General features: G+C 54.5%; 22 protein-coding genes. 15 read left to right on the forward strand and 7 right to left on the reverse strand.

Annotation, left to right across the window (positions count from 1 at the left end):
* Window positions 1-18 precede the first annotated feature (18 nt).
* The 10 genes from AB7M25_RS20545 to galU all read left to right on the forward strand — a co-directional run bounded on the left by AB7M25_RS20545 (window position 19) and on the right by galU (window position 10,367).
* Complete coding sequence (locus AB7M25_RS20545) at window positions 19-1,452, forward strand: hypothetical protein (RefSeq protein ID WP_429381569.1); 1,434 nt, start codon at window positions 19-21, stop codon at window positions 1,450-1,452.
* A complete protein-coding gene (locus AB7M25_RS20550; RefSeq protein WP_429381567.1) occupies window positions 1,373-2,581 on the forward strand; it encodes a lipopolysaccharide biosynthesis protein in 1,209 nt (402 codons plus the stop codon). Before AB7M25_RS20545 ends, AB7M25_RS20550 begins: the two co-directional genes overlap by 80 nt.
* Window positions 2,544-3,065, forward strand: a complete 522-nt coding sequence (locus tag AB7M25_RS20555) for an acyltransferase (RefSeq protein WP_429381565.1) — start codon at window positions 2,544-2,546, stop codon at window positions 3,063-3,065. Before AB7M25_RS20550 ends, AB7M25_RS20555 begins: the two co-directional genes overlap by 38 nt.
* Before the next feature lie 387 nt (window positions 3,066-3,452).
* A complete protein-coding gene (locus AB7M25_RS20560) occupies window positions 3,453-4,142 on the forward strand; it encodes a WecB/TagA/CpsF family glycosyltransferase (RefSeq protein WP_429381563.1) in 690 nt (229 codons plus the stop codon).
* Between the two features lie 272 nt (window positions 4,143-4,414).
* Window positions 4,415-4,702: a hypothetical protein gene (locus tag AB7M25_RS20565; protein ID WP_454237942.1), complete on the forward strand. Its 288-nt coding sequence runs from the start codon at window positions 4,415-4,417 to the stop codon at window positions 4,700-4,702.
* Between the two features lie 88 nt (window positions 4,703-4,790).
* The gene (locus tag AB7M25_RS20570; RefSeq protein ID WP_454238376.1) at window positions 4,791-5,903 is read left to right on the forward strand and encodes a polysaccharide biosynthesis/export family protein; all 1,113 of its coding nucleotides are present in this window, start codon (window positions 4,791-4,793) and stop codon (window positions 5,901-5,903) included.
* A gap of 13 nt (window positions 5,904-5,916) precedes the next feature.
* The gene (locus AB7M25_RS20575) at window positions 5,917-6,576 is read left to right on the forward strand and encodes a YjbF family lipoprotein (RefSeq protein ID WP_454237943.1); all 660 of its coding nucleotides are present in this window, start codon (window positions 5,917-5,919) and stop codon (window positions 6,574-6,576) included.
* On the forward strand, window positions 6,573-7,340 hold the full coding sequence (locus AB7M25_RS20580; protein WP_454237944.1) for a capsule biosynthesis GfcC family protein: 768 nt from the start codon (window positions 6,573-6,575) through the stop codon (window positions 7,338-7,340). Before AB7M25_RS20575 ends, AB7M25_RS20580 begins: the two co-directional genes overlap by 4 nt.
* Window positions 7,337-9,421 carry a YjbH domain-containing protein gene (locus AB7M25_RS20585; RefSeq protein WP_454237945.1) on the forward strand — a complete coding sequence of 695 codons (2,085 nt, stop codon included), beginning with the start codon at window positions 7,337-7,339 and terminating at the stop codon, window positions 9,419-9,421. The genes AB7M25_RS20580 and AB7M25_RS20585 overlap by 4 nt, the downstream gene beginning before the upstream one ends.
* 112 nt (window positions 9,422-9,533) lie before the next feature.
* On the forward strand, window positions 9,534-10,367 hold the full coding sequence (gene galU, locus AB7M25_RS20590; RefSeq protein ID WP_454237946.1) for a UTP--glucose-1-phosphate uridylyltransferase GalU: 834 nt from the start codon (window positions 9,534-9,536) through the stop codon (window positions 10,365-10,367).
* A gap of 556 nt (window positions 10,368-10,923) precedes the next feature.
* On the opposite strand, the gene AB7M25_RS20595 is transcribed toward galU, so the two are convergent.
* Window positions 10,924-11,544 carry a hypothetical protein gene (locus tag AB7M25_RS20595; RefSeq protein ID WP_454237947.1) on the reverse strand — a complete coding sequence of 207 codons (621 nt, stop codon included), beginning with the start codon at window positions 11,542-11,544 and terminating at the stop codon, window positions 10,924-10,926.
* Window positions 11,545-11,618: 74 nt separating this feature from the next.
* Entirely contained in the window at window positions 11,619-11,987 is a 369-nt protein-coding gene (locus tag AB7M25_RS20600) for a hypothetical protein (RefSeq protein WP_429392212.1), read from the reverse strand.
* A gap of 476 nt (window positions 11,988-12,463) precedes the next feature.
* On the opposite strand from AB7M25_RS20600, the gene tal reads away from it, so the two are divergent.
* Window positions 12,464-13,390 carry a transaldolase gene (gene tal, locus AB7M25_RS20605; protein WP_454237948.1) on the forward strand — a complete coding sequence of 309 codons (927 nt, stop codon included), beginning with the start codon at window positions 12,464-12,466 and terminating at the stop codon, window positions 13,388-13,390.
* 180 nt (window positions 13,391-13,570) lie between these two features.
* Here the strand turns inward: tal and rssC are convergent, their stop codons facing one another.
* The 3 genes from rssC to AB7M25_RS20620 all read right to left on the reverse strand — a co-directional run bounded on the left by rssC (window position 13,571) and on the right by AB7M25_RS20620 (window position 16,314).
* On the reverse strand, window positions 13,571-14,053 hold the full coding sequence (rssC, locus tag AB7M25_RS20610; protein ID WP_007978612.1) for an anti-sigma factor antagonist RssC: 483 nt from the start codon (window positions 14,051-14,053) through the stop codon (window positions 13,571-13,573).
* Entirely contained in the window at window positions 14,053-15,234 is a 1,182-nt protein-coding gene (rssB, locus tag AB7M25_RS20615; protein ID WP_033048238.1) for a two-component system response regulator RssB, read from the reverse strand. The genes rssC and rssB overlap by 1 nt, the downstream gene beginning before the upstream one ends.
* Window positions 15,235-15,624: 390 nt before the next feature.
* Window positions 15,625-16,314, reverse strand: coding sequence for an MlaA family lipoprotein (locus AB7M25_RS20620; RefSeq protein ID WP_429381542.1), 690 nt, complete (start codon window positions 16,312-16,314; stop codon window positions 15,625-15,627).
* 201 nt (window positions 16,315-16,515) lie between these two features.
* On the opposite strand from AB7M25_RS20620, the gene AB7M25_RS20625 reads away from it, so the two are divergent.
* Entirely contained in the window at window positions 16,516-17,136 is a 621-nt protein-coding gene (locus tag AB7M25_RS20625; protein ID WP_429381540.1) for an HAD family phosphatase, read from the forward strand.
* Window positions 17,137-17,245: 109 nt separating this feature from the next.
* Complete coding sequence (locus tag AB7M25_RS20630; protein WP_429381538.1) at window positions 17,246-17,509, forward strand: DUF4404 family protein; 264 nt, start codon at window positions 17,246-17,248, stop codon at window positions 17,507-17,509.
* 177 nt (window positions 17,510-17,686) lie between these two features.
* On the opposite strand, the gene queF is transcribed toward AB7M25_RS20630, so the two are convergent.
* Together queF and copI are read right to left on the reverse strand one after the other, a co-directional pair.
* A complete protein-coding gene (queF, locus tag AB7M25_RS20635; RefSeq protein WP_102698726.1) occupies window positions 17,687-18,517 on the reverse strand; it encodes an NADPH-dependent 7-cyano-7-deazaguanine reductase QueF in 831 nt (276 codons plus the stop codon).
* A 61-nt stretch (window positions 18,518-18,578) separates the two neighbouring features.
* The gene (copI, locus tag AB7M25_RS20640; RefSeq protein ID WP_429381536.1) at window positions 18,579-19,115 is read right to left on the reverse strand and encodes a copper-resistant cuproprotein CopI; all 537 of its coding nucleotides are present in this window, start codon (window positions 19,113-19,115) and stop codon (window positions 18,579-18,581) included.
* Between the two features lie 155 nt (window positions 19,116-19,270).
* Here copI and AB7M25_RS20645 point away from each other — a divergent pair, with 155 nt between their 5' ends.
* On the forward strand, window positions 19,271-19,951 hold the full coding sequence (locus tag AB7M25_RS20645; RefSeq protein WP_454237949.1) for a heavy metal response regulator transcription factor: 681 nt from the start codon (window positions 19,271-19,273) through the stop codon (window positions 19,949-19,951).
* On the forward strand, window positions 19,951-21,300 hold the full coding sequence (locus AB7M25_RS20650) for a heavy metal sensor histidine kinase (protein WP_429560429.1): 1,350 nt from the start codon (window positions 19,951-19,953) through the stop codon (window positions 21,298-21,300). Before AB7M25_RS20645 ends, AB7M25_RS20650 begins: the two co-directional genes overlap by 1 nt.
* The last annotated feature ends 15 nt before the right edge of the window (window positions 21,301-21,315 follow it).

Here is a 21,315-nt window from a genome sequence, read left to right on the forward strand (position 1 = left end):
AAACCAGGAATGCTCTTAATGAAGGTTAGCAAAGGAACATCTTTGAGCATCATCAGCACATCTCTGCTATTTTTTATTAATGAGATGGCCCTTCTATCTATTATTGCTTCAGCCCTATATTTAAAATTCAAAAGAAAGCCATTTGAGTGCTTACTCGTAATTTGCTTTTATCTGACTTTTCAATGGACCTGGAGTGCGATTAGCGCAAATACAGGCGTAAGCAATCTTGAGCCAGCACATGTCAAGACAATAGCAGGATCAATCTTTCTAGCTATTATTCTTACCAAATATTTATCTAAGCCTGCAAAATTTCAAATACTATGCATTGCAGTAATTCTTCTATTACTAATAAAAGGTACATTTTTTGCCACAAACAAGATGGTAGCCATAAAATATTTAATCAACATGTACATCCCAATGATCATCACGATTATTAGTATGGGCAACATGACCTTCATCAAAAACAGAGAAAAAATCTCTAGCAAAATAGAAACCTATATTGCTTTAATCTTGTTTGGTTCGCTCATTGGTGCATTGGCGCATGTAGTATCAGGCTACGACACCCTAATTTCGTTAACGTCCTCTCTAGCAGATAATAGGCAGGACACCGATAGCATCATGCAAGAAATCGATGGTGAGTTTAAATATTTCACGGCTGGAGCCGCAACAAAAATAGCAGGAATCCCTGTAATTAGAAATCCTGGGTTAATTATCGACTCCATCCTCGCAGGCTATACCCTTGCCTTCATAATTGTTTATATTATTTATTTTGTACGAAGAAACAAAGCTATACTTCTTGGCGCATCGTGCTTCTTACTATTTATCACATTTTCAAAAGGCGCCTGGGCCATACCGATCATTACTATATTCATAACTGAAGCAAACAAATTTCTTTGGAAGAAGTCAGTAAAGCTTAGACTTATCACTAACATACTACTAATTTCGGTAATTTCGCTCGGCACGATAATTTCTGCTTCAAGAGGAACCGGCGATAGTTCATTCATTCACTTCATGGGGCTTTCCCAAGTATTCGTATTCTACCCATCTATTGCAGGGAATGATTTAGGTAGCGGAGGGAACTATGCTGATTCTGAATTCACAGAAAAACTAAAAACCGGAGCAGAAAGCACAATTGGTGTTATCTATTACCATACTGGCGCAGCAGGACTTGCACTATTCATAGCATTAAACGCCTCAGTACTTATATCCCTACTAAAGAAAAACAATCGGAAGCACAGCATCCTAATAGGTATGCTGGCAGCTCAGCTTATTTTGTCTTTCCTTCAAGAAAATACATATAACCTAGCATATAGCTTCCCGCGAATACTGATTTTCATCGCAATCATTTTTGAAATCAACAGAACCAATACCCATGCAGATCAAAAAAATAATACCCTTAGCCATAATGGCACTGGGCGCAGGATCAGTCTTCCTATCCATACTATTACTTAAACATTATCTTTCACCTGAAGATTACGGACGTTATTCAGGACTTATAACGCTCACAATGATTACATCAGCAATAGGATTGCTTTCTTATGAACAATCTACGCTCAGACTTGCAAGCATCTCCGCGCAAAATACCTTACTCTTACCCTCCAACGCAGTGGTGACTGCTCTGCTAATAGCAGCATCCACATCTGCGGCATCTTCTTTTTTTTACACTCACTTCTTTGATTACAAAAGCTCTCCTTGGAAAATATTCATCATTTGCTTCTCTCTTTCCGTAGCTTTATTCGCCTCATCACTTCATCGCCTTTGCTCAAACTTCACAAACAGTCAAGTTATATTGCACAGTTGGAAAACAATATCCCTGGCAATCATCGTGGCAATCCTTTATTTCAAAGGAAATGTGAGTTACGAATCGATTGAAACTACACTTCTACTAGCGTGCCTATTAGGACTTTCATCAGCAGCCTTTTCAATACGAGGTAGAATTGACTCTTCTGCACTGCAAATAAACACCATACCTTTTACCGCCAGTTTTTTGGGTTCTACCGCTATAATAGTGGCAATCAATAGTTTTGATAAATTTGCAGTAGGCAAGCTGATTGGCAAAGAGGAACTTGGGAATTATTTTTACATAGCCACAATTTACACCTATCCATTTTTAATTATTTCATCCTTCATAGGACTCACACAGCTAATTTCATTTAAAGCCAAATTTAACATCAGCGATCTAAAAAGGCAGATCAGACGAGTACTAATTCTGACACCAGTATCACTATTAGCTTACTCTGGATTATCAGCATACGTTATCTCGCTTATCAGTTCAGCAGAAACCCAAGACTATGTTTTAATAGCTATATTCTTAGGGATTTCAATGACCCGAATTGCTTATGCAGTGATTTCATCTGCAATGGGGGCTACAGGGTTGAGCAAGACCATATTTATTGCAAACCTTTACTTCATTATTCTCTCAACACCATTTTTAATACTACTGTCGCAGCTTCCAGTAAGCACATATACAATTGCCACAACCGTCCTCGGACTCTTACTAATCAGGTCAGTCCTTTACTTTATATTCTTAGCCAGGCAAGAACATGAAAAAACTACTAGCACAATTCAGCTTCGAAGCTAAGCAATGGTTTATTTTATTTACTAAATACGTACCCGGCAAGCTTGGGTGCCACATTCGAAACTTAACATGGGGGTATAAAACTGGAAAATTTTCTACCATCTGGGACGGAACCCATATAAATCACCCAGAAAAACTGAAAATTGGCAGTAATGTTTCGATCAATAGGGGCTGTACAATTCATGCAGGCGGCGAAATCGATATAGGAGACAATGTTTTAATTGGCCCTAAAGTCGTCATTTACTCGCAAAACCACAAATTTCGCTCTTTAAGCAAAAACATTGCTGAACAGGGCTACTCCTATAAAAAGGTCACTATCGAAGACGATGTATGGATTGCTTCTGGCGCAATTATATTGCCTGGCTCTCATATTTCGAAAGGTGCAATTATTGGTGCGGGCGCGGTTGTTCGAGGCAGCATTCCCACCCTTGCCATCGTAACCGGCAACCCCGGCACTATCACTGGAACTCGGACACAAATGGATTAAACATATAAATCACCGACACTATTGCAGGGACATCAATGACATTGAATTCATTTCACCAACAAGCGATTAACCTGTAAATTTTTTGCTTTTCTGGCTAGATACATGTCGACTTACTCATCCTTAGTTTGCTGCGAAACTCCTCCTATACCGGTACGAGCGGGCATTTGCAGCAGACTCGCAATTTAACTGCGTAGTTATTGACCCAGCTAGCGACCGACAACAGTTATTGCACATTTGCTGGTAAAAAATCTATCCAATTGATAGGACCGCTTCGTACTTCCCCCGCTGGCCTAGGCGTATTACTCGCTCGCCTTTACACCCCATACTCCGCAGAGATTAACTATGCAAAGAATTGAAGTTTTGGACTGTCCCATGGATGTCGCTTCCATGGACAACACCGTCGAGACAATTCGTAGCGCGATTACTGCCGGCCACTTCACCCAGCACGTGGTAGTGAATGTCGCCAAGCTTGTAAACATGCGTGACGACCCTCAGTTGAGCGAATCCGTTCGTTCTTGTGACATCATTAATATCGACGGTATGGGTGTGGTGTTGGGTGCCCGCTTTCTCGGCCACTCAGTGCCTGAGCGCGTCGCGGGTGTCGACCTGTTTCATGAATTGCTGGAGATGAGCGCGGCCAACCAATTTTCGGTGTTCTTGTTAGGCGCCAAGGACGACGTCGTTTCCACCGCCGCGAGCAAGGTGAAGGCGCTTTACCCTGGGCTGAAAGTCGCCGGGTATCACCATGGGTATTTCTGGGACGACGAAGCCGCACTGGTCGAGAAGGTTCGGGCTTCAGGTGCGCAGCTGCTTTTCGTCGCCATCACCTCGCCGATGAAAGAAAACTTTATCAACCGCTGGCGCGATCAGTTGGGGGTCACCTTTGTCATGGGGGTGGGCGGAACGTTCGATGTGGTCGCGGGAAAGGTAAAACGCGCGCCGCAATGGATGCAGAATTACGGGCTGGAATGGCTGTACCGTGTCATCCAGGAACCTGGCAGGATGTGGAAGCGCTACTTGACCACCAACAGCAAGTTCGCATGGTTGCTCATCAAAGAAAAGCTTAAGCGGGCTTGAATATCATCACCGTACTCGTGGCGCGGCCCAACAATGTTAGAAACAGCGAGCGCGCGTTATAAAACGTCAGACCTATCAGGCGTCCTACACAGGTATTCTTAAGGCAATTATCGCGAGATAAATCTCACTGAGGAATGACCCAGAGGTCCAAGCTCATCGAGTTCGAATCAATACTATCCTTAACGTTAATGGACGCTCTGAGTTTTTGGCCTTGCACGCTCGCTTCTTAGTTTCACCGCCAATACCGACGATGCATCAAAAAGGAATCTACCATGACCAAACTACTTGCTTCAGCTCTAATGCTTTCTTTAAGTGCCTCCGTTTTGGCCGCTGAGCCTCCCGCAGCGTCTTCTGCTCCAGGCACGCCTGCAAAACCCGCAGCAAACACTCCTTTGAAACAGCCCACCCCTCTCATCGGCAACCTGAGCACAGAGAGTGTTATCGGCCTCGGCGCCACGGTTGTAGCCGGAGTCGCGGCGCTGTCATCCAGTGGCGGAAGCAACAATGGCGGGGGCACGACCGGCACTACTGGCACGACCGGCACCACCGGTACACGCTAAGCGCACCGCGAGGTCGATAGCCTTCTACCACCCGGAGCAATCCGGGTGGTTCCGTTCTGATGTGTTTCCTCCACAAGTGTCCTCAATCATGATTCGTAGTTTGTCGCTCGCTGTGCTTGCGGGTATTGCCCTGCAAGGCTGTATGTTCTCACCCGGTCAACACCTGGATACCAGTCAGGTCGGCCGTGATGGCTCACCGGAAAGCAGTCGGATCGAGTTGATTCCGATAACGCCCAAACTGATTGCCCAGAACGCGGCGACAAAAGTGCAAACCTCGGTGCCTGCCGAGTTGTTGGCGTTCAGGCCGGGGGCTTACCGGATTGGCGCCAATGATGTGTTGTACATCACTGTGTGGGACCATCCTGAGTTGACTGCGCCATCGGGTGCGCAACAGCAAATTGATGCGAACGGTCGCCTGGTACGCCCGGACGGCACCATGTTCTACCCCTACATCGGTAATATTCATGCCGCCGGCAAAACCATCGAGGAGCTACGCGGTTTTATTGCCGAGCGCCTGACCCAATTCGTCGACAGCCCCCAGGTTGACTTGAGTGTTTTGCGGTTTGCCAGTCAAAAAGTCGTTATTTCCGGTGCTATTTTAAAAGCCGGTCAACTACCCATTACCACTTCGCCGCTCAGTGTCGTCGAAGCCATGGGCACTGCTACCGTCGATCCATTGAATGCCGACCTTGCCGGCCTGACGCTGACCCGGGACGGACGTGAGTATCCGCTGGACCTGGACTCGCTCAACAGCAAAGGCTCGCAGTTGCATAACGTCTATTTGAAAGACGGCGATCAGTTGTACCTTCCCTACAACGACCGGAAAAAGATCTACGTCATGGGTGAGGTCAACCAGCCTCGGGCGCTCACGTTCAAAATCAACCGGATGAATCTGGCGGATGCGGTCGGAACGGTCGGTGGACTGAACCAGGCCACCTCCAATGGCAATGCGCTGTATGTCATTCGAGGTGCCGAAAACCTTGAAACCGAGCCGGCAAAAGTCTTTCAGCTGGACGCCGAATCGCCTACCGCCTTTGCTCTCGCCAGCCGCTTCGATCTGCACCCCCAGGACATTGTCTACGTCGGCCCTGCAGGCGTGACCCGCTGGAACCGCTTGATCAGTCAGTTGCTGCCCTCGGCTCTTGTCCTGGGTACCGGAGCAGCGGCTCAAAACAATCTCAGTGAAGCCAGCAGTCGATAAGGTTTGAGCCGCTTTGAAAACTTTGCGTAACAGCTCATGCCTGGCGGTGGGTTTACTGCTGTGTGGCTGCAATCCGTTGATGCAGGCGTCCCTGGATACCTTTAAAGCCTCCACCCTGGGCGTCCAACCGCTGGAAGTGACTGCGGCGCAAGTGGAGGCCGTGCCCTATGCGCAAATCAAGGTCACCACGCACGCCAGCGAAGGTGTGCTGGCGAAGCTTCGCCAGCAGGGCGACCTGGAGTTCTGGGTCGCCTCCGGCAAGCAAGTGTTGTTGATGCGCAATGGCCTGGTCGTTCGCACCGTAGGCCTGAGCATCAATCTCGATGGTACGCGCTTCGACGGTGAGTCGCCGTTCAAGCGTGGCTTGCAGCGATTGCCCGACGGTTACAGCAGTACCCGCTGGATTGATGTCTATCAGGGGCCGCGGGTCGGACTGGCGGTCAACAGTCGCTTCAGTCGACAGGCCATCGAAACCGTCACCATTCTGGACAAGGACTATGCGCTGCTGCGCATAGACGAACGCGTCGACATCCCCGAGCTGGGTTTCAAGGCCACTAACCGTTTTTGGGTCAGGCCTGACGACGGCTTGATTCTGCAGAGCGAACAACATCTCACGCCGGAGCTTTTCTTGAAGATCGTGCAATTGCGCCCCGACTGGGAGACGGCTCGGTGAGATATTCGAAAACGCTGTCGGCTTGCCTGTTGCTGGCAAGTTCTGCGATGACTCAGGCCGCTGTCACAGTCACGGGTGATGTACTGAACGCCGGATCCTTCACGCTCGTGCCAGGCACGCGCTTGCTCGATGCCGTCAGCCAGGGACACCCAAACGCCGAAAGTTACTGGCTGGCCGCCGCCTGGTTGCACCAACCACTGATGATGCAGCAAACCCGCCTTAAAGCCGGTGTGCTGTTCGATCTGAAAATGCTTCAACGTGGCGCCTTGCTTGAAGAAAAAAGCAGCCTGGCGGCCCTGGCTGCGCGCCTGTTTGAAGAGGTCAGCCGACTGCCCGTTACCGGCCGAAAAATCGCGGTACTCGACCCCGTGGCGCTGGAGGTTGGGTTCGCCCGCAATTACTCGCTCAGTGACGGCGACCGGCTGATTTACCCTCTACGCCCGACGACGGTCACTGTCCTGGGCGCAGTTGAACAGCCCTGCACGCTGCCCTATCGCGCCCTGCAGCCAGCCCAGGAATATCTCAAAAGCTGTCTGCCGGTGCCCGACGCAGATGCCGATTACCTGTGGTTGATTCAGCCCGATGGCCAGGTCAGGCGAGTCGGCAACGCCGCCTGGAACCGCGAAGACGGGGTGTTTGCCGCCGCAGGCAGCACCATTCTGGTGCCCGTGCGAAACGATGATCCGGATCTGCCTACACCCGATTTGAACGAGCAGCTGGCCCAGTTTCTCGCCACCCAACCGTTGCCCGAGGTGGCCCCTTGAAGTTACGTTTTGCCGCCGTAGTGTTGCTGCCCTACAGTCTGGCTCATGGCGAGCCACGTTTTACCCAGAATGATTTCGGTGGCGTGGGTTTGTTGCAAACCCCCACCGCACGGATGGCACCCGCCGGCGAATTCAGCCTGAACGCCAACCGGACAGACCCATATTCTCGCTATAGCATTTCAATACAGCCCCTTGATTGGCTGGAAGGCAGTTTTCGTTATACCGCTATCAGCGACCGTAAATACGGGGCCGAGGCATTCAGCGGGGACCAGAGCTATAAAGACAAGGCGGTCGATGTCAAAGCCCGCCTCTGGCAAGAAAGCCACTGGCTGCCCGAGGTCGCGCTCGGTTTTCGCGATGTTGGGGGCACCGGCCTGTTTTCCAGCGAATACTTTGTGGCGAACAAACGTTACTACAATCTGGATTTCAGCTTGGGCATTGCCTGGGGCTATATCGGTAACCGGGGGGATTTCGAAAATCCGCTGGGGTACCTTGATGAGCGCTTTGATACACGCCCGGTAAATACAGGCGCGGACGCGGGCGACGTCAATACCAACTCGTATTTTCGAGGCTCGCCCGCGCTGTTTGGCGGCGTAGCCTATCAGACGCCCTGGTCGCCCTTGAGCTTGAAACTCGAGTTCGACGGTAATGACTACAAGCACGAGCCTCTGGACAATAGCCTGAAGCAGGACTCACCCATCAACATCGGGGCGGTCTTCAAACTAACTGACTCTGTCGATTTGACCGCAGGCTGGGAGCGCGGCAACACCGCGTTGTTCGGCATCACATTTCATACCAATTTCGCCAGCCGCAAGGCGCCGGCCAAGCGCTACGACCCCGCTGTCGAAGCGCTGCCGGCACACGCGCCAACCACGCCGCTCGATCAGGTCGACTGGGCGGGGGTTTCCAAACGACTGGAAAACAACGCAGGTTATAAGGTCGAGCGTATTGCTCAGCGCGATTCCGAGCTGATTGTGTATGGCGAGCAGTCGCGCTATTTCTACTCCGCCAAAGGCGTGGGCCGGGCCAGCCGGATTCTGGACAACAGCGCGAATGACGACATCGACTGGTTCACGATGGTGAACAAGCGTTACGACATGCCCGTGGACGAAGTCAGCGTGCCGCGCGAAACCTTCCGGGCCGTGGTGAACAACCAACAAGACCTTGCAGACCTGCACCGCACCACCGAATTGAACCGGGCCACGCCACACATTGAAAACACGCTGTACACCCAGGCCCTCGAGCCTTTTACCTATGGTTTCGGCTTGGGTTACAAGCAAAACGTTGGTGGTCCTGACGGTTTGTTGTACCAGTTGACCGCTGATGTGGACGCAGAATACCGCTTTACCCGCAACACGTGGACGAGCGGGGTCATAAGCACCAATCTCCTGAACAACTTTGATAAGTTCACGTACGACGCGCCGAGCAATCTGCCCCGAGTGCGCACCGACTTGCGCAAGTACGTCATCACCTCTGATGTAACAATGCCGACATTTCAGCTAAACCATGCCAAGCAACTGGATCAAGACTTGTTCGGCATGGTGTATGGCGGTTATCTGGAGTCAATGTTCGCCGGGGTCGGAGGTGAATTGCTGTACCGCCCCATGGGCGAGCGCTGGGCCGTGGGTGCTGATTTGAACTTTGTGCGCCAGCGTGACTTTGACCAGGGTTTTGGTCTGCGCGATTACAACACCGTGACCGGTCACATCACCACCTATACCGAACTGCCGTTCGATTTGCAGGCGGCGGTCAGTGTTGGACGGTACCTGGCGCGCGATTGGGGCGCCACGATCGATCTGTCGCATGAGTTCACTAACGGCGTGAAGTTCGGTGGCTGGGTCACCCGCACCACAGCCTCTGAAGAAGAGTTCGGCGAGGGTAGCTTCGACAAAGGCATCTATATCTCGGTCCCTTTCGACGAGTTGATGAGCGTATCCACGATGCGTCGTGCCAACCTGGTCTGGGCTCCGCTGACTCGCGATGGTGGCGCGCGTCTTAACCGCCAATATTCGCTGTACACAATGACCAATGGCCGCGACAAAGATGCGTTCTATAAGAACTTTGAGAAAATCACTGAATGATTCCGTTGTTATTTAGTGGAATACGACTACCAGCAAGACAACTCTAACAATAGTTTCAAGTTCGCCTTTTTTGTTATTAACATTTCTATCGTATATATAACAGGACGCCTACATGATCCGTAAATGCCTATTCCCCGCAGCTGGCTATGGCACTCGCTTTCTGCCTGCCACAAAAGCCATGCCCAAGGAAATGCTGCCCGTTGTGAATAAGCCTCTGATCCAGTACGGCGTTGAGGAAGCTCGGGATGCCGGCCTTCAGCACATGGCGATTGTTACCGGTCGTGGCAAGCGGGCTTTGGAAGATCACTTCGATATCAGCTACGAGCTGGAACATCAGATTCGCGGCAGCGAAAAAGAGAAGTTCCTGTCGGGCACTCGTGAGCTGATGGAGACTTGCACCTTCTCCTACACCCGTCAGGTGGAGATGAAGGGGCTTGGGCACGCCATTCTTTCTGGTCGGCCGTTGATTGGTGACGAACCGTTTGCGGTGGTGCTGGCTGACGACCTGTGTTTGAACCTGGAAGGCGATGGTGTGCTGTCGCAGATGATCGCGCTCTATAAGCAGTTCCGGTGCTCGATCGTTGCCATCCAGGAGGTACCCAACGATCAGACGCACAAGTACGGAGTGATCGCTGGCGAGCAGATTCGCGAAGGTATTTACCGGGTCAACAGTATGGTTGAAAAACCTAAACCAGAAGATGCTCCGTCCAATCTGGCCATTATTGGTCGTTACATTCTGACGGCCGACATATTTGACTTGATTGCCGAAACCGAGCCCGGCAAGGGTGGAGAAATCCAGATCACTGATGCATTGATGAAGCAGGCACAAAGTGGCTGTGTGTTGGCTTACAAGTTCCAAGGTCACCGCTTTGACTGCGGCGGAGCGGAAGGCTATATCGACGCGACCAACTTCTGTTATGAAAACTTTTATAAAAAAGGCCTGTAACCGGTAATTTTTAGCTCTTGGGTGCCGCGTTTCTGAGCGGCCATAAACCTTTTGCGAGACAGACCACTATGAACGCTTCCAGATCACCGATCGACTCTGTCTATAAATCGCTGGACCCTTTTGCACCGGGCAATATGGTTTTGGGGCAGAAGTTCACCGAGGGCAACAGTGGATTGATGGCCTGGTTGCGGACGTACGAAAGAGCACCCTCCGCAAACTCCACTCAACCCAGATTACTGGTGGAACGCATTGGGCTCTTCCCCTCCTCCGGGGAAATTCGATGTGCAGTCCGCAATCCGACTGACGTACTAGAACATCTCTGTTCCCTGTACGCCGGTAAGGCACTGGACATGGACGAGAGCAATGGCCTAAGCCTGACGTTCACTGAGTGGCGTTTCAAAGTCCACCTTTCGGAGAGCGAGTCTGAAATCCTGCTAACCGTTGAGAGTCGCGGCGATGTAGCCCTGATGCAATTGAAAACTGCAGAACTGTTGGCTCGGATTGACGAGAAAAGCAGTAGTGAGTCCTAGCGTCGCTTTCTGACCAAAACCCGCCATCAAAAGGACGCACCAGAAGAGCGCCAATGAGGCTGCATAAACGCCTTTTCTGCCCCCGACAGAGTCACTGCCAGCGAGTTCAAAACCCCCTCAGCGGTGTACTTGGGAATGCTCGTACTCAGTAGAATTACCGCCAGCCCCAGCACCAGCGCCTGCCGGGGAATTTTGCGTATTTCCTTTCTCTCCAGCCTTAAAAGAAATACGCACGCCGCGACTGACCCCACAACCGCCCCGGCAATCGCTTCCGGCAGAGGATGAATCGTCTGCCCGACATACTGGACGCTGAACCACCAGGTCAACAGTAGCCCCGCACCCTGTGCCAGCCATCGAAGCCGATGATCCAGTTGACGGAACAGCAGACTCAGTACAACGGTCGACACCAGGCAGGCGTTCATCGCGTGGCCGCTGATGACCGCGACATCCAGACTTTCCAGGCCGATTCCCCAGCCCTTGAACAGCACTTTACTGATACCTACGACGAAATAGGCTACGAACAGTACGCCTAGCCATAAGAGGGCGAGTTTTCTGGATGTCGTGCACCATAACCAACCAGCGACGACCATGGCCGCTGGAAGCATGACGGTGATGCCGGCGTATTGAGTGATGTACAGTTTTGACACCAATCTACTTCCTCACCCCTGATGCAATTTTCCAGTGTAATGGATACTGGCCGCGTGTTCAGTAGATACAACGCTCATCGATCAACAAAGCACTTCAGACGATTCTCTACGACAACTACCGAATAACTCGCGATGTGCATTGCCAGTCCGTCCTCTACCAGCGCTTCCAGCAAGGCCACTTGTGCCGCGAAGCGCCGGTCGTTGTTGAGTTTTCGAGAGGCGTGCATCTGATTGATCAGCACATGCGTCACTTGATAAGGGGTGTTGACTTTCAGGCGCCCCAACCAGACGGGGATTTTTTTTGCGCTTTTGGACTGTCTGATACCCAGCACGCACGTCGCCTTGTCCAAAGCGGTATTTTTCGAAAGTTCCATGACTTCTTCAAACACGCTGGTCAATTTTTTTAGTGCGTAGCCAAGCATCAAATCATCAAACGCATCCAAAAACATATCCCTCTTCACGTCGTGAAGTTATTTCTACAAGCACACATTTGCAATTATTACATTACACCTTATTCCATATATGTACTGGACGTATTCTAACGATAAAGCCTTTGCCAAATAACATTACACTTGTTAGCACAAAGACTAATCCGACCCAGCATTAAGTGACTTTTTATAACAATTATTGAGCCCGCAATCGAACTATATAGACTTCAACGATATCGGTAGTTACACGCGAGGTGCCGCGAGAGTTATGAGAAGACTCAGGCGTCAGATGCTCTGATTGCAAGGCGTTAACCGTCAGATCAGTTGAACCTGTGAGCCTGCCTGGCATCCTATTTACCGATACCACGCCCCCGTCTTTCAAACAGCCGTTTTCACGTTGTTGCCGCAGGGGCCGTCTATACACGTACACGCCCTTGAGTGGCTGTCAGCGCTCGGGTAATGTCATCAGACCCATAGGACAGAGCACGCCCATGACTTCCAAGCTGGAACAACTCAAACAAATGACAACCGTGGTTGCCGATACCGGCGACTTCGAAGCGATCGCTCGCGTTAAACCGGTGGACGCCACCACCAACCCTTCCCTGCTGCTCAAGGCCGCGGCCATTCCTGCGTATGCCGAGCTGCTGAACGCCAGCGTCAACGACTGCAAGGGCGATGTGGGCCTGGCCAGCGACCGTTTTGGCGTGGCCGTGGGTCAGGAAATCCTGAAAGTGATCCCGGGCCGCATTTCCACCGAAGTGGATGCGCGCCTGTCGTTCGATAGCGATGCCATGTTGAAGCGCGCCCATCGCCTGATCGAGCTGTACGACAAGGCCGGCATTGGCCGCGACCGCGTACTGATCAAGATCGCCTCCACCTGGGAAGGCATCCGCGCCGCCGAGATCCTGGAAAAGGAAGGCATCCAGACCAACCTGACCCTGCTGTTCTCCTTCGCCCAGGCAGCCGCCTGTGCCGATGCCGGGGTGTTCCTGATTTCGCCGTTCGTGGGCCGTATCTACGACTGGTACAAGAAAGCCAACGGCAACGATTACACCGGTGCGGATGATCCGGGCGTGCAGTCGGTGACGCGTATCTACAACTACTACAAGGCCAACGACTACAAGACCGTGGTCATGGGGGCGAGCTTCCGCAATCTGGGCCAGATCGAACAACTGGCCGGCTGCGACCGCCTGACCATCAGCCCGGACCTGATCGACAAGCTGGCAGCGGATACCGGCAAACTGGAGCGTAAACTGGCGCCTGGCCACGCCGGTGAAGCGCGCCTGAGCCTCAACGAGCCGCAGTTCCGCTGGTTGTCCAACGAAGATGCGATGGCGACCGAGAAGCTGGCTGAAGGTATTCGTCAGTTCGCGCGGGATCAGGAGAAGCTTGAGGCGTTGTTGCAGGCCAAGCTGTGATCTGAGCGGGAGTCATGCAAAAAGGGCGAACCTTGGTGGGTTCGCCCTTTTTTGTGTGCGTTTGGTGGGACGCCATCGCTGGCAAGCCAGCTCCTACAGGGATTTGTGTAATCAACGTACCACTGTAGGAGCCGGCTTGCCGGCGAAGACGCCCGGACAGGCGCCCGTTGAGTCATGAGATCAGTGGCGTTCGAGTGCATTCACCAGATCATGGAAGGCTTCACGATTGGTGTCGTTCAGGCCCATGAGGATTTTGTGCGCTTCGAGCACCTTGATCCGCACCACTTCTTCGGACTGATCCTGGTCTGGCAGGTCGTCCAGGCATTCCGGGCATGGCACCGGCTTGTCGACGATGTTGAAGACCTGCTCGAAGCCCATGGACTGCAACAGCCGCGTGATGTCTTCGTGGGTGGTGACGACGGTCGGCAGCAGGCCGACTTTCTGCCGCGACAGGATCGACAGCTTGGCCAGCAGGCCAAGCGTGGTGCTGTCGATGCTGCGGGTTTCGGTCAGATCGATCACGATCGCGTTGAAATTCAACGCGCTGAAGATCCGCTCAATAGTCGCATCCAACGCCGAACACAGGGTCAGGCGAACTTCACCGACGAACTTCAGGACGAAGGTGCCGTCCTGCTCGGCGAACTGGATTCTACCGGTACTCATCAAAGATTCCTGCTCAACACCAACAGGGCGATATCATCCGGCATCTCCCCTAGCGTGGCCAATCCAAAAACCTGCCGCAGCCCATCCAGGGTGCCGCCCGCCGCCTTGACCCTTTGGGGCAACGCCGCTTCTTTTTCTTTGAGTGTGGGTTCTGGCAAAAGGTCCAGAATGCCATCAGACATCAGCGTCAGGCTGAACGTCGGTGGCAATTCCAGCACGTGGTCTTCATAGGTGGCTTCGTTGAAGAGGCCCACCGGCAGGCCACGCCCTTCCAGATAACGAACACTGTCTGGCGTGTACAACACTGGCAACGGCAAATGACCGCCGATGCTATAGGTCAACAAACCGGTCTCCTCGTCGATGACTCCACCGACCATTGTGACGTGTTTACCCAGCTTACAACTGATCAGGCCCCGGTTGATATGACCAAGCACCTCTGAAGGCTTGAATTCCGGCAAGGTGCCGCTGCGCTTGGATTCGAACAGCAAGCGCGTGGTCATGAACTTCAACAGCACGGTGACGAAGGCTGAAGAGGCGCCATGACCGGAAACATCCGCCAGGTAAAACGCTACCCGACGCTCGTCGACGCGAAAGTAGTCGACGAAATCACCCGACAGGTACAGCGACGGGATGATCTGGTGAGCAAATTTGAACTCGTTGATAGTCCACGGGCTGACCGGCAGCATGTTCATCTGCACCTGGCGACCGGCGTTCTGGTCTTCCTGGAGCAGGTTCAGGCTGGCTTCGAGCTCGCGGTTGGCCTTCTCCAGCTTCTCGCGGTAGCGCTGGTTCTCCAGCAGCAGGCGCGCGCGATCCAGGGCCCGGCGCACAGAGTGCTCGAGCACGGCCAGATCTTCGAGAGGCTTGATCAGGTAGTCCGCCGCGCCCAGGCGCAGGGCCTCGACCGCGTCGTTCATCACGCCGGCACCCGACACCACGATCACCGGTGTTTGCGGCGACAGCTCGGTGACCTGGCGGATGAGTTCGAGTCCGCCCATCTGCGGCATGCGCAGATCGCAGATGACCAAGTCGGGCTTGTCTTGCTCGAATACCTGAAGACCCTGCTGGCCATTGCTGGCCTGCAAGACGCTGAAACCACTGTCTTCCAAATAGGCGGCGAGGCTCGCGCGCACTACTTCGTCATCATCGATTATCAGCAGCGTGGCACTGGTTTTTGGCATGTGGGCAAACGGCGCCAGAATTAGGTTGGCGTAGCAGGCGGGGAATTTGACCCGGCACTCACTACTGGATTCGCTTTCTAGCCTCTCTGTCGCACCGCTTTCGGGCATTTGCCCTACACACGTGTACACCAGAGGTGCCCTTCTAAGGCGCAGACGGTACTCCCATCCGCGGGGCGTTTCAAGCTCACGCCGATGGTCGCTTGACGTCTTTGCTTGTCAAATCACCGAGAGTTATAAGAACAGTCAAATCCGTAACCCAATGGAAGGTTCGAACCCACGAGTCAAACCGGTCGAGACACCAGTGAAAAGCGCGATTTCATTCGCATGCAGATCTTCGCAAACAAAAAAGGCGACCTTGATGGCCGCCTTTTTTCGGTTTACCGGTCGAGATCAGAAATCGTCTTCGACCTGGCCGTCTTTCACCTTGAATTCCCGGTTCTGCAAGTACGCATTACGGATGAAGGTGTACTTGTCGCCAGTGATCAGCTTCTCGCTCGACAGCAGGTTGGCACGCGTATCGATGATGTCCAGGGCGAAGAACGAGTTACGCACGGGAACGTCGTTTACATAGCGATAGGCGCCCGTGTAGCTGTCGACGTACCTGGACGGTGCATCGCGCAAGGTGCTTGGGCCCAGCAGTGGCAGCATCACGTAAGGGCCGCTGCCGACCCCCCAGTAACCCAGCGTCTGGCCGAAATCTTCGTCATTGCGCTGCAGGCCCATTTTGGTGCCGACATCAATCACGCCCAGCAAGCCGAAGGTGGTGTTGAAAATGATGCGTGCGGTATCAACGCCGGCGGCACGAGGCTTGGCCTGCAGGATATCGTTGGCGAGGTTGCGCACGTCGCCGATGTTGCGGAAAAAGTTGTGAACGCCGTCTTCGACAAACTGCGGAGTTATGTACTGGTAGCCCTGGGCCAAGGGCTTCAGCGCGTAGGTGTCGATCACGTCGTTGAACTTGTAGATCGGGCGGTTGACGCTTTCCCAAGGATCATCTTCCGAGGCTGCCTGGGCAACGAACGGAACCAGCATCACACTGGCGCATACACAAATCCTGGCTAGATGATTGCTCCAGCGCATAGAAAAAAACTCCTTGGTTTGTACCGGCTCGGGCGCCTGGCCCGGGCAATAAGTGGGCAAGTATAAGACGTAAACGCCGTTTAAGGCACTTTGCACTTATCCCGCGCCGTAGGAATCGTTCCAAATGTGTGCGATTCACATCCATGTCACTCAACTGTCACTGTCGCCCGCTAGCCTTCAGGCTATTTCAGGGACGTCCATATGCCGCTCGCCGAAGCCTTGCCCCAAACCGCACCCCGTCTGACCGCCGTCCTGTTCGGCCTCAGTGGCTGCCTGGTGGATTTCGGCGCACGCACCCATCGCCACGGCAACCACTTGGCCGAGCACGCAGAGTCCACCCCCGGCGCACTGGACAGCCTGCTCAGTTTGCAGCGCCAGCAAATCCCCTGTGCCTGGCTCGATGAACTGCCTCCCACCCTCAGCCAGTCCCTGGCCGCCGCGCTGCCGGAATGGATCAAACCATCGCAACATCCGGCAACAATTAGTCCATGGCCCGCCCCGGATGCCTGCTGGCAAGCCCTGATGACCCTGAACGTTGACCGACTCGACGGCTGTGTACTGGTGAGCGGTGAACCCCGCCTGTTGCAAGCGGGGCTTAATGCCGGGCTGTGGACCATCGGCCTGGCGTCCTGCGGTTCTCTGTGCGGGTTGGCGCCCCGGCAATGGCAAGCGTTGACCCAGCAGGAGCGCGACATCAAACGCGGCAAGGCCACGATGCAACTCTTCGGCCTGGGCGTGCATTCGGTGATCGATCATCTCGGTGAACTCGACACCTGCCTGGCAGACATCCAGTTGCGCCGGTTCAAAGGCGAAAAGCCCTGATCGAGATCATGCAGGTTAGGCAGGAGTGGATTAATCTAAAGGTCAGCCATAGACCTTTGGCGGACCCTTGTGGTCTATGCCAGTGCCAATCGAGAGAAGGAAGAACGCCATGCCTGCCCGCGAACTGCAAGACCAGCTCAATGCCCTGCGCGAGCAATTGGAACAGAATCCTCCACTGTCCGAAGCTGAACGCGAAGATCTGCACGCACTGATGCAACAGATCGAACTTGAGCTTGAGCTCGAAACCAAGACCAAAGATTCCAATATCGCCGATAACGTCAACCTCGCCGTCGAACGCTTCGAACTCGAACACCCGACCCTTGCCGGCACCCTGCGCAACATCGGGCAGGCCTTGGCCAACATGGGAATCTGAACCCTCCTGATGCAAAAAAACCCCGCTGGCGATGGCGGGGTTTTTTAATTTCCACGATGGACAACCAACGCAAATCCCTTGTGGGAGCGGGCTTGCTTGCGAAGGCAGAGTGTCAGTCGACCACTTCATTGGCTGACAGTACGCCTTCGCGAGCAAGCCCGCTCCCACATTAAAGCGTTATTGACGGACCAGGCGATGGTTCGGCAGTTGCACCGCTTCAGTGCTGCGATACGGGTTGATATCCAGCCCGCCACGACGCACATAACGCGCGTACACCGTCAGTTTCTCCGGCTTCAGCAACCGCTGCAGGTCGAGGAAGATCCGCTCTACACACTGCTCATGGAAGTCCGAATGCTGACGGAAGCTGACGATGTACTCGAGCAGACTCGCGTGATCCAGCGCCGCACCACGGTACTCCACCGCCACGCTGCCCCAGTCCGGCTGGCTGGTGACCGGGCAGTTGGACTTGAGCAAATGGCTGTGCACGCTTTCCTCGACAATGCGCGAATCATCGCAACGCAGCAGTTCCGGCCGTGGATGCTCGTAGTTGCTGACGCTGATATCCAGTTCATCGATGCACACGCCCGGCAAGGCCACGACGCCTTCGCGCTCGACATCCTTGAGACTGCGAATGCGCACGCCCACCGGCTTGCCGGCAGCCGCCGACAAGTCCTTGGCCAGCGTCGCCTCAAGGCTCGCGGTGTCGGCAAACGGCGTCTGGTTCAGGGAGTTGAGGTAGAGCTTGAAAGATTTCGACTCGATGATGTTCGGCGAATCCGCCGGAATGCTGAATTCGCCGATCGCCACCACCGGCTTGCCCGAAGGCAGCAGCCAGGACAGTTCGAAGCAGTTCCAGAAGTCCACGCCTTTGTACGGCAGGGTTTCAGCCGTCAGGCCCAGCTCCGCCCACTTCGCGGTGCGCGGGATCGGGAACAGCAAGGACGGCGTGTAGGTGGCGATGTATTCGCTGGACTTGCCCAGCGGCGAGTGTTCGGCTGCGGGATGCATGGCGGAAACCTGACTGAAGAATCAGCGGATTCTATCAGCCTTTGCTCCCGCCTTTGAGTGCTTACTGACTGACAGTCAGTTTGCCGACCATGCCAGCCTGATAATGACCGGGGATGTTGCAGGCAAACTCGAGGTTGGTGGCCTTGCTGAAGGTCCAGGTCAGCTCGGCGGTCTTGCCCGGCTCCACCAGCACGCTGTTGGGGTCGTCATGTTTCATGCCGTGATCCATTTTGCCGTGATCCATGCCGGCCATGTTGCCGTGGTCCCTGGCCTTCATGCCGGTTGGCGTCAGCATGCCGCTCTGTTGCATCTGCAACATTTCCTGTTGGTGCCTGGCGTGCATCGCCGCGTCCCCCAGGTTGAACTCATGCAGCAACTGGCCTTTATTGACCAGCACGAAGCGCACGGTTTCCCCGGCCTTGATGTCGATGGCCTTCGGCGTGAAGGACATGTCCCCCATGAGCACTTCGACACTGCGGGTCGCCTTGGCCGCCGGGGCCGGTTGGCCGAAATCGTAGGCATGCCCGCCGTCCGCCCACACCGGTGAGCTCAGCGCCAGCAAACACAGGATTGGCGCCAGGGATTTGCGTAAAAACATCGTCGTACTCCAACAAAATAAGGCTCAGCATGAGGAAGACTCTAAACTGCTGCCACTGCCCGTAACCTGACAGTCAGATTACAACTTTGTCAGGTTGACCTGTATGAACGCTGCCCACGGTATAAAGCGTTCGTTCCATTTGCCATGAGTCGTCCATGAAACTGCTGATTGTCGAAGACCAACCGAAGACCGGCCACTACCTGCGCCAGGGTCTGGCTGAGGCCGGATTCACCACGGAACTGGTGGCCGACGGCAGCACCGGCCAGCAACTGGCCCTCAGCGGCGAGTATGCCCTGCTGATTCTCGATGTGATGCTGCCCGGCCGCGATGGCTGGCAGATTCTGCAAGCCGTGCGCGGCGCCGGCCTGGACACGCCGGTACTTTTTCTGACGGCGCGTGACGCCGTGGAGGACAGGGTTCACGGCCTGGAACTGGGCGCCGACGACTATCTGGTCAAGCCGTTTGCTTTCTCCGAACTGCTGGCCCGGGTTCGCAGCCTGTTGCGTCGCGGTAGCGCCACGCCTCAGGAGACCAGCCTGCAACTGGCCGATTTGCGCCTGGACCTGATCCGGCGCCGGGTCGAACGCAGCGGCCAGCGGATCGACCTGACCGCCAAGGAATTCGCCCTGCTGGAAATGCTCCTGCGCCGTCAGGGCGAAGTCCTGCCCAAGTCGCTGATTGCGTCCCAGGTCTGGGACATGAATTTCGACAGCGACACCAATGTCATCGAGGTGGCGATCCGCCGACTGCGCCTGAAGATCGACGATGAATTCCCCAACAAGCTGATCCACACCGTGCGCGGCATGGGCTACGTGCTTGAAGAGCGCCCTGCCTGATGCGCCGTCTCTCCTTGAGCAGCCGCCTGGCGCTGTTGTTTGCCGCCTGCACCGCCGTGGTGTCGTTGTTCGCCGGGGTGCTGTTCAGCCGCGCCAGTGAGGCGCACTTTGTCGAGCTCGACCAGCAATTGCTGGACGCCAAGCTGACGGGCTTGCGTCGGGCCCTGCACGACTTTCAATCGAGTGACAGCGAAGTGAAGCTGACGGAGGAACTGAGCCGGCAGGCTGATCTGTCACTGCGCATCACCGGCAGCGACGGTCAGCGCTGGTATGACAGCTCGACAAACATTCCGCAGCTGTTGCCGCACCAGTCCGGATTGTCGACAGTGAGCCATGAAGGCATGGATTACCGCGTGCTGAATGCGCCGCTTTTTGCGGACAAACCCGATTCACCGCAACTGACCCTGCTGCTGGACATCACCCACCACCAGCACTTTCTGCAACGCATGCAGCATCTGATCTGGCTGACCGTCGGCCTGTCAGCCCTGGCCACCGCACTGCTGGGGGCCTGGGCAGCGCGCAGCGGCTTGCGCCCGTTGCGGCGCATCAGTGCGGTCGCCAGTGGTGTTTCCGCACAATCGCTGAACATGCGATTGCCCGAAGAAAACATGCCACCCGAACTGGCGGACATGGCCCACAACTTCAACGCCATGCTCGGACGCCTCGACGACTCTTTTCAGCGCCTGTCCGCGTTCTCTGCCGACATTGCCCATGAATTGCGTACCCCGTTGTCGAACCTGCTGACCCACACCCAGGTCACCCTCACCCGCCCCCGCCCCATCGAGGACTACCGCGAAGCCCTGCACAGCAACCTCGAGGAGTTGCAATGGATGGCGCAACTGGTCAACGACATGCTGTATCTGGCCAAGGCTGACCATGGGCTGTTGATGCCCAAGCGCGAGCCCTTGGAGCTGGGACAGGAAGCGGATCTGCTGCTGGAATTTTTTGCGCCGCTGGCAGAGGACGCTCGGGTGAAATTGAGCCGTGACGGTAACGCGCGCATGGAAGGTGATCGCAGCATGTTGCGTCGGGCACTCTCCAATTTGCTGGACAACGGGTTGCGGTTTACACCGGTTGATGGCGAGGTTCGGGTGCGGATTGTCGAGCAGCCCAAGGGGTTGAGCCTGACGGTCGAGAACAGCGGCGAAGGCATTGACGGGGCGTTGCTGCCGCGTTTGTTTGATCGCTTCTACCGGGCCGATCCGGCGCGGCAGGAAGGCAGCAGCGAGCATGCCGGGTTGGGCCTGGCTATAACCCAGTCGATCATCCGCGCCCATGGCGGGCAGATTCGTTGCGAATCGGAGAATGGGTGGACGCGGTTTGTGATCGAGTTGCCAAGGGGGGATTGAGGCCGGCAGTTCCGG

This window comes from Pseudomonas sp. AP3_22 TE3818, from assembly GCF_053628995.1.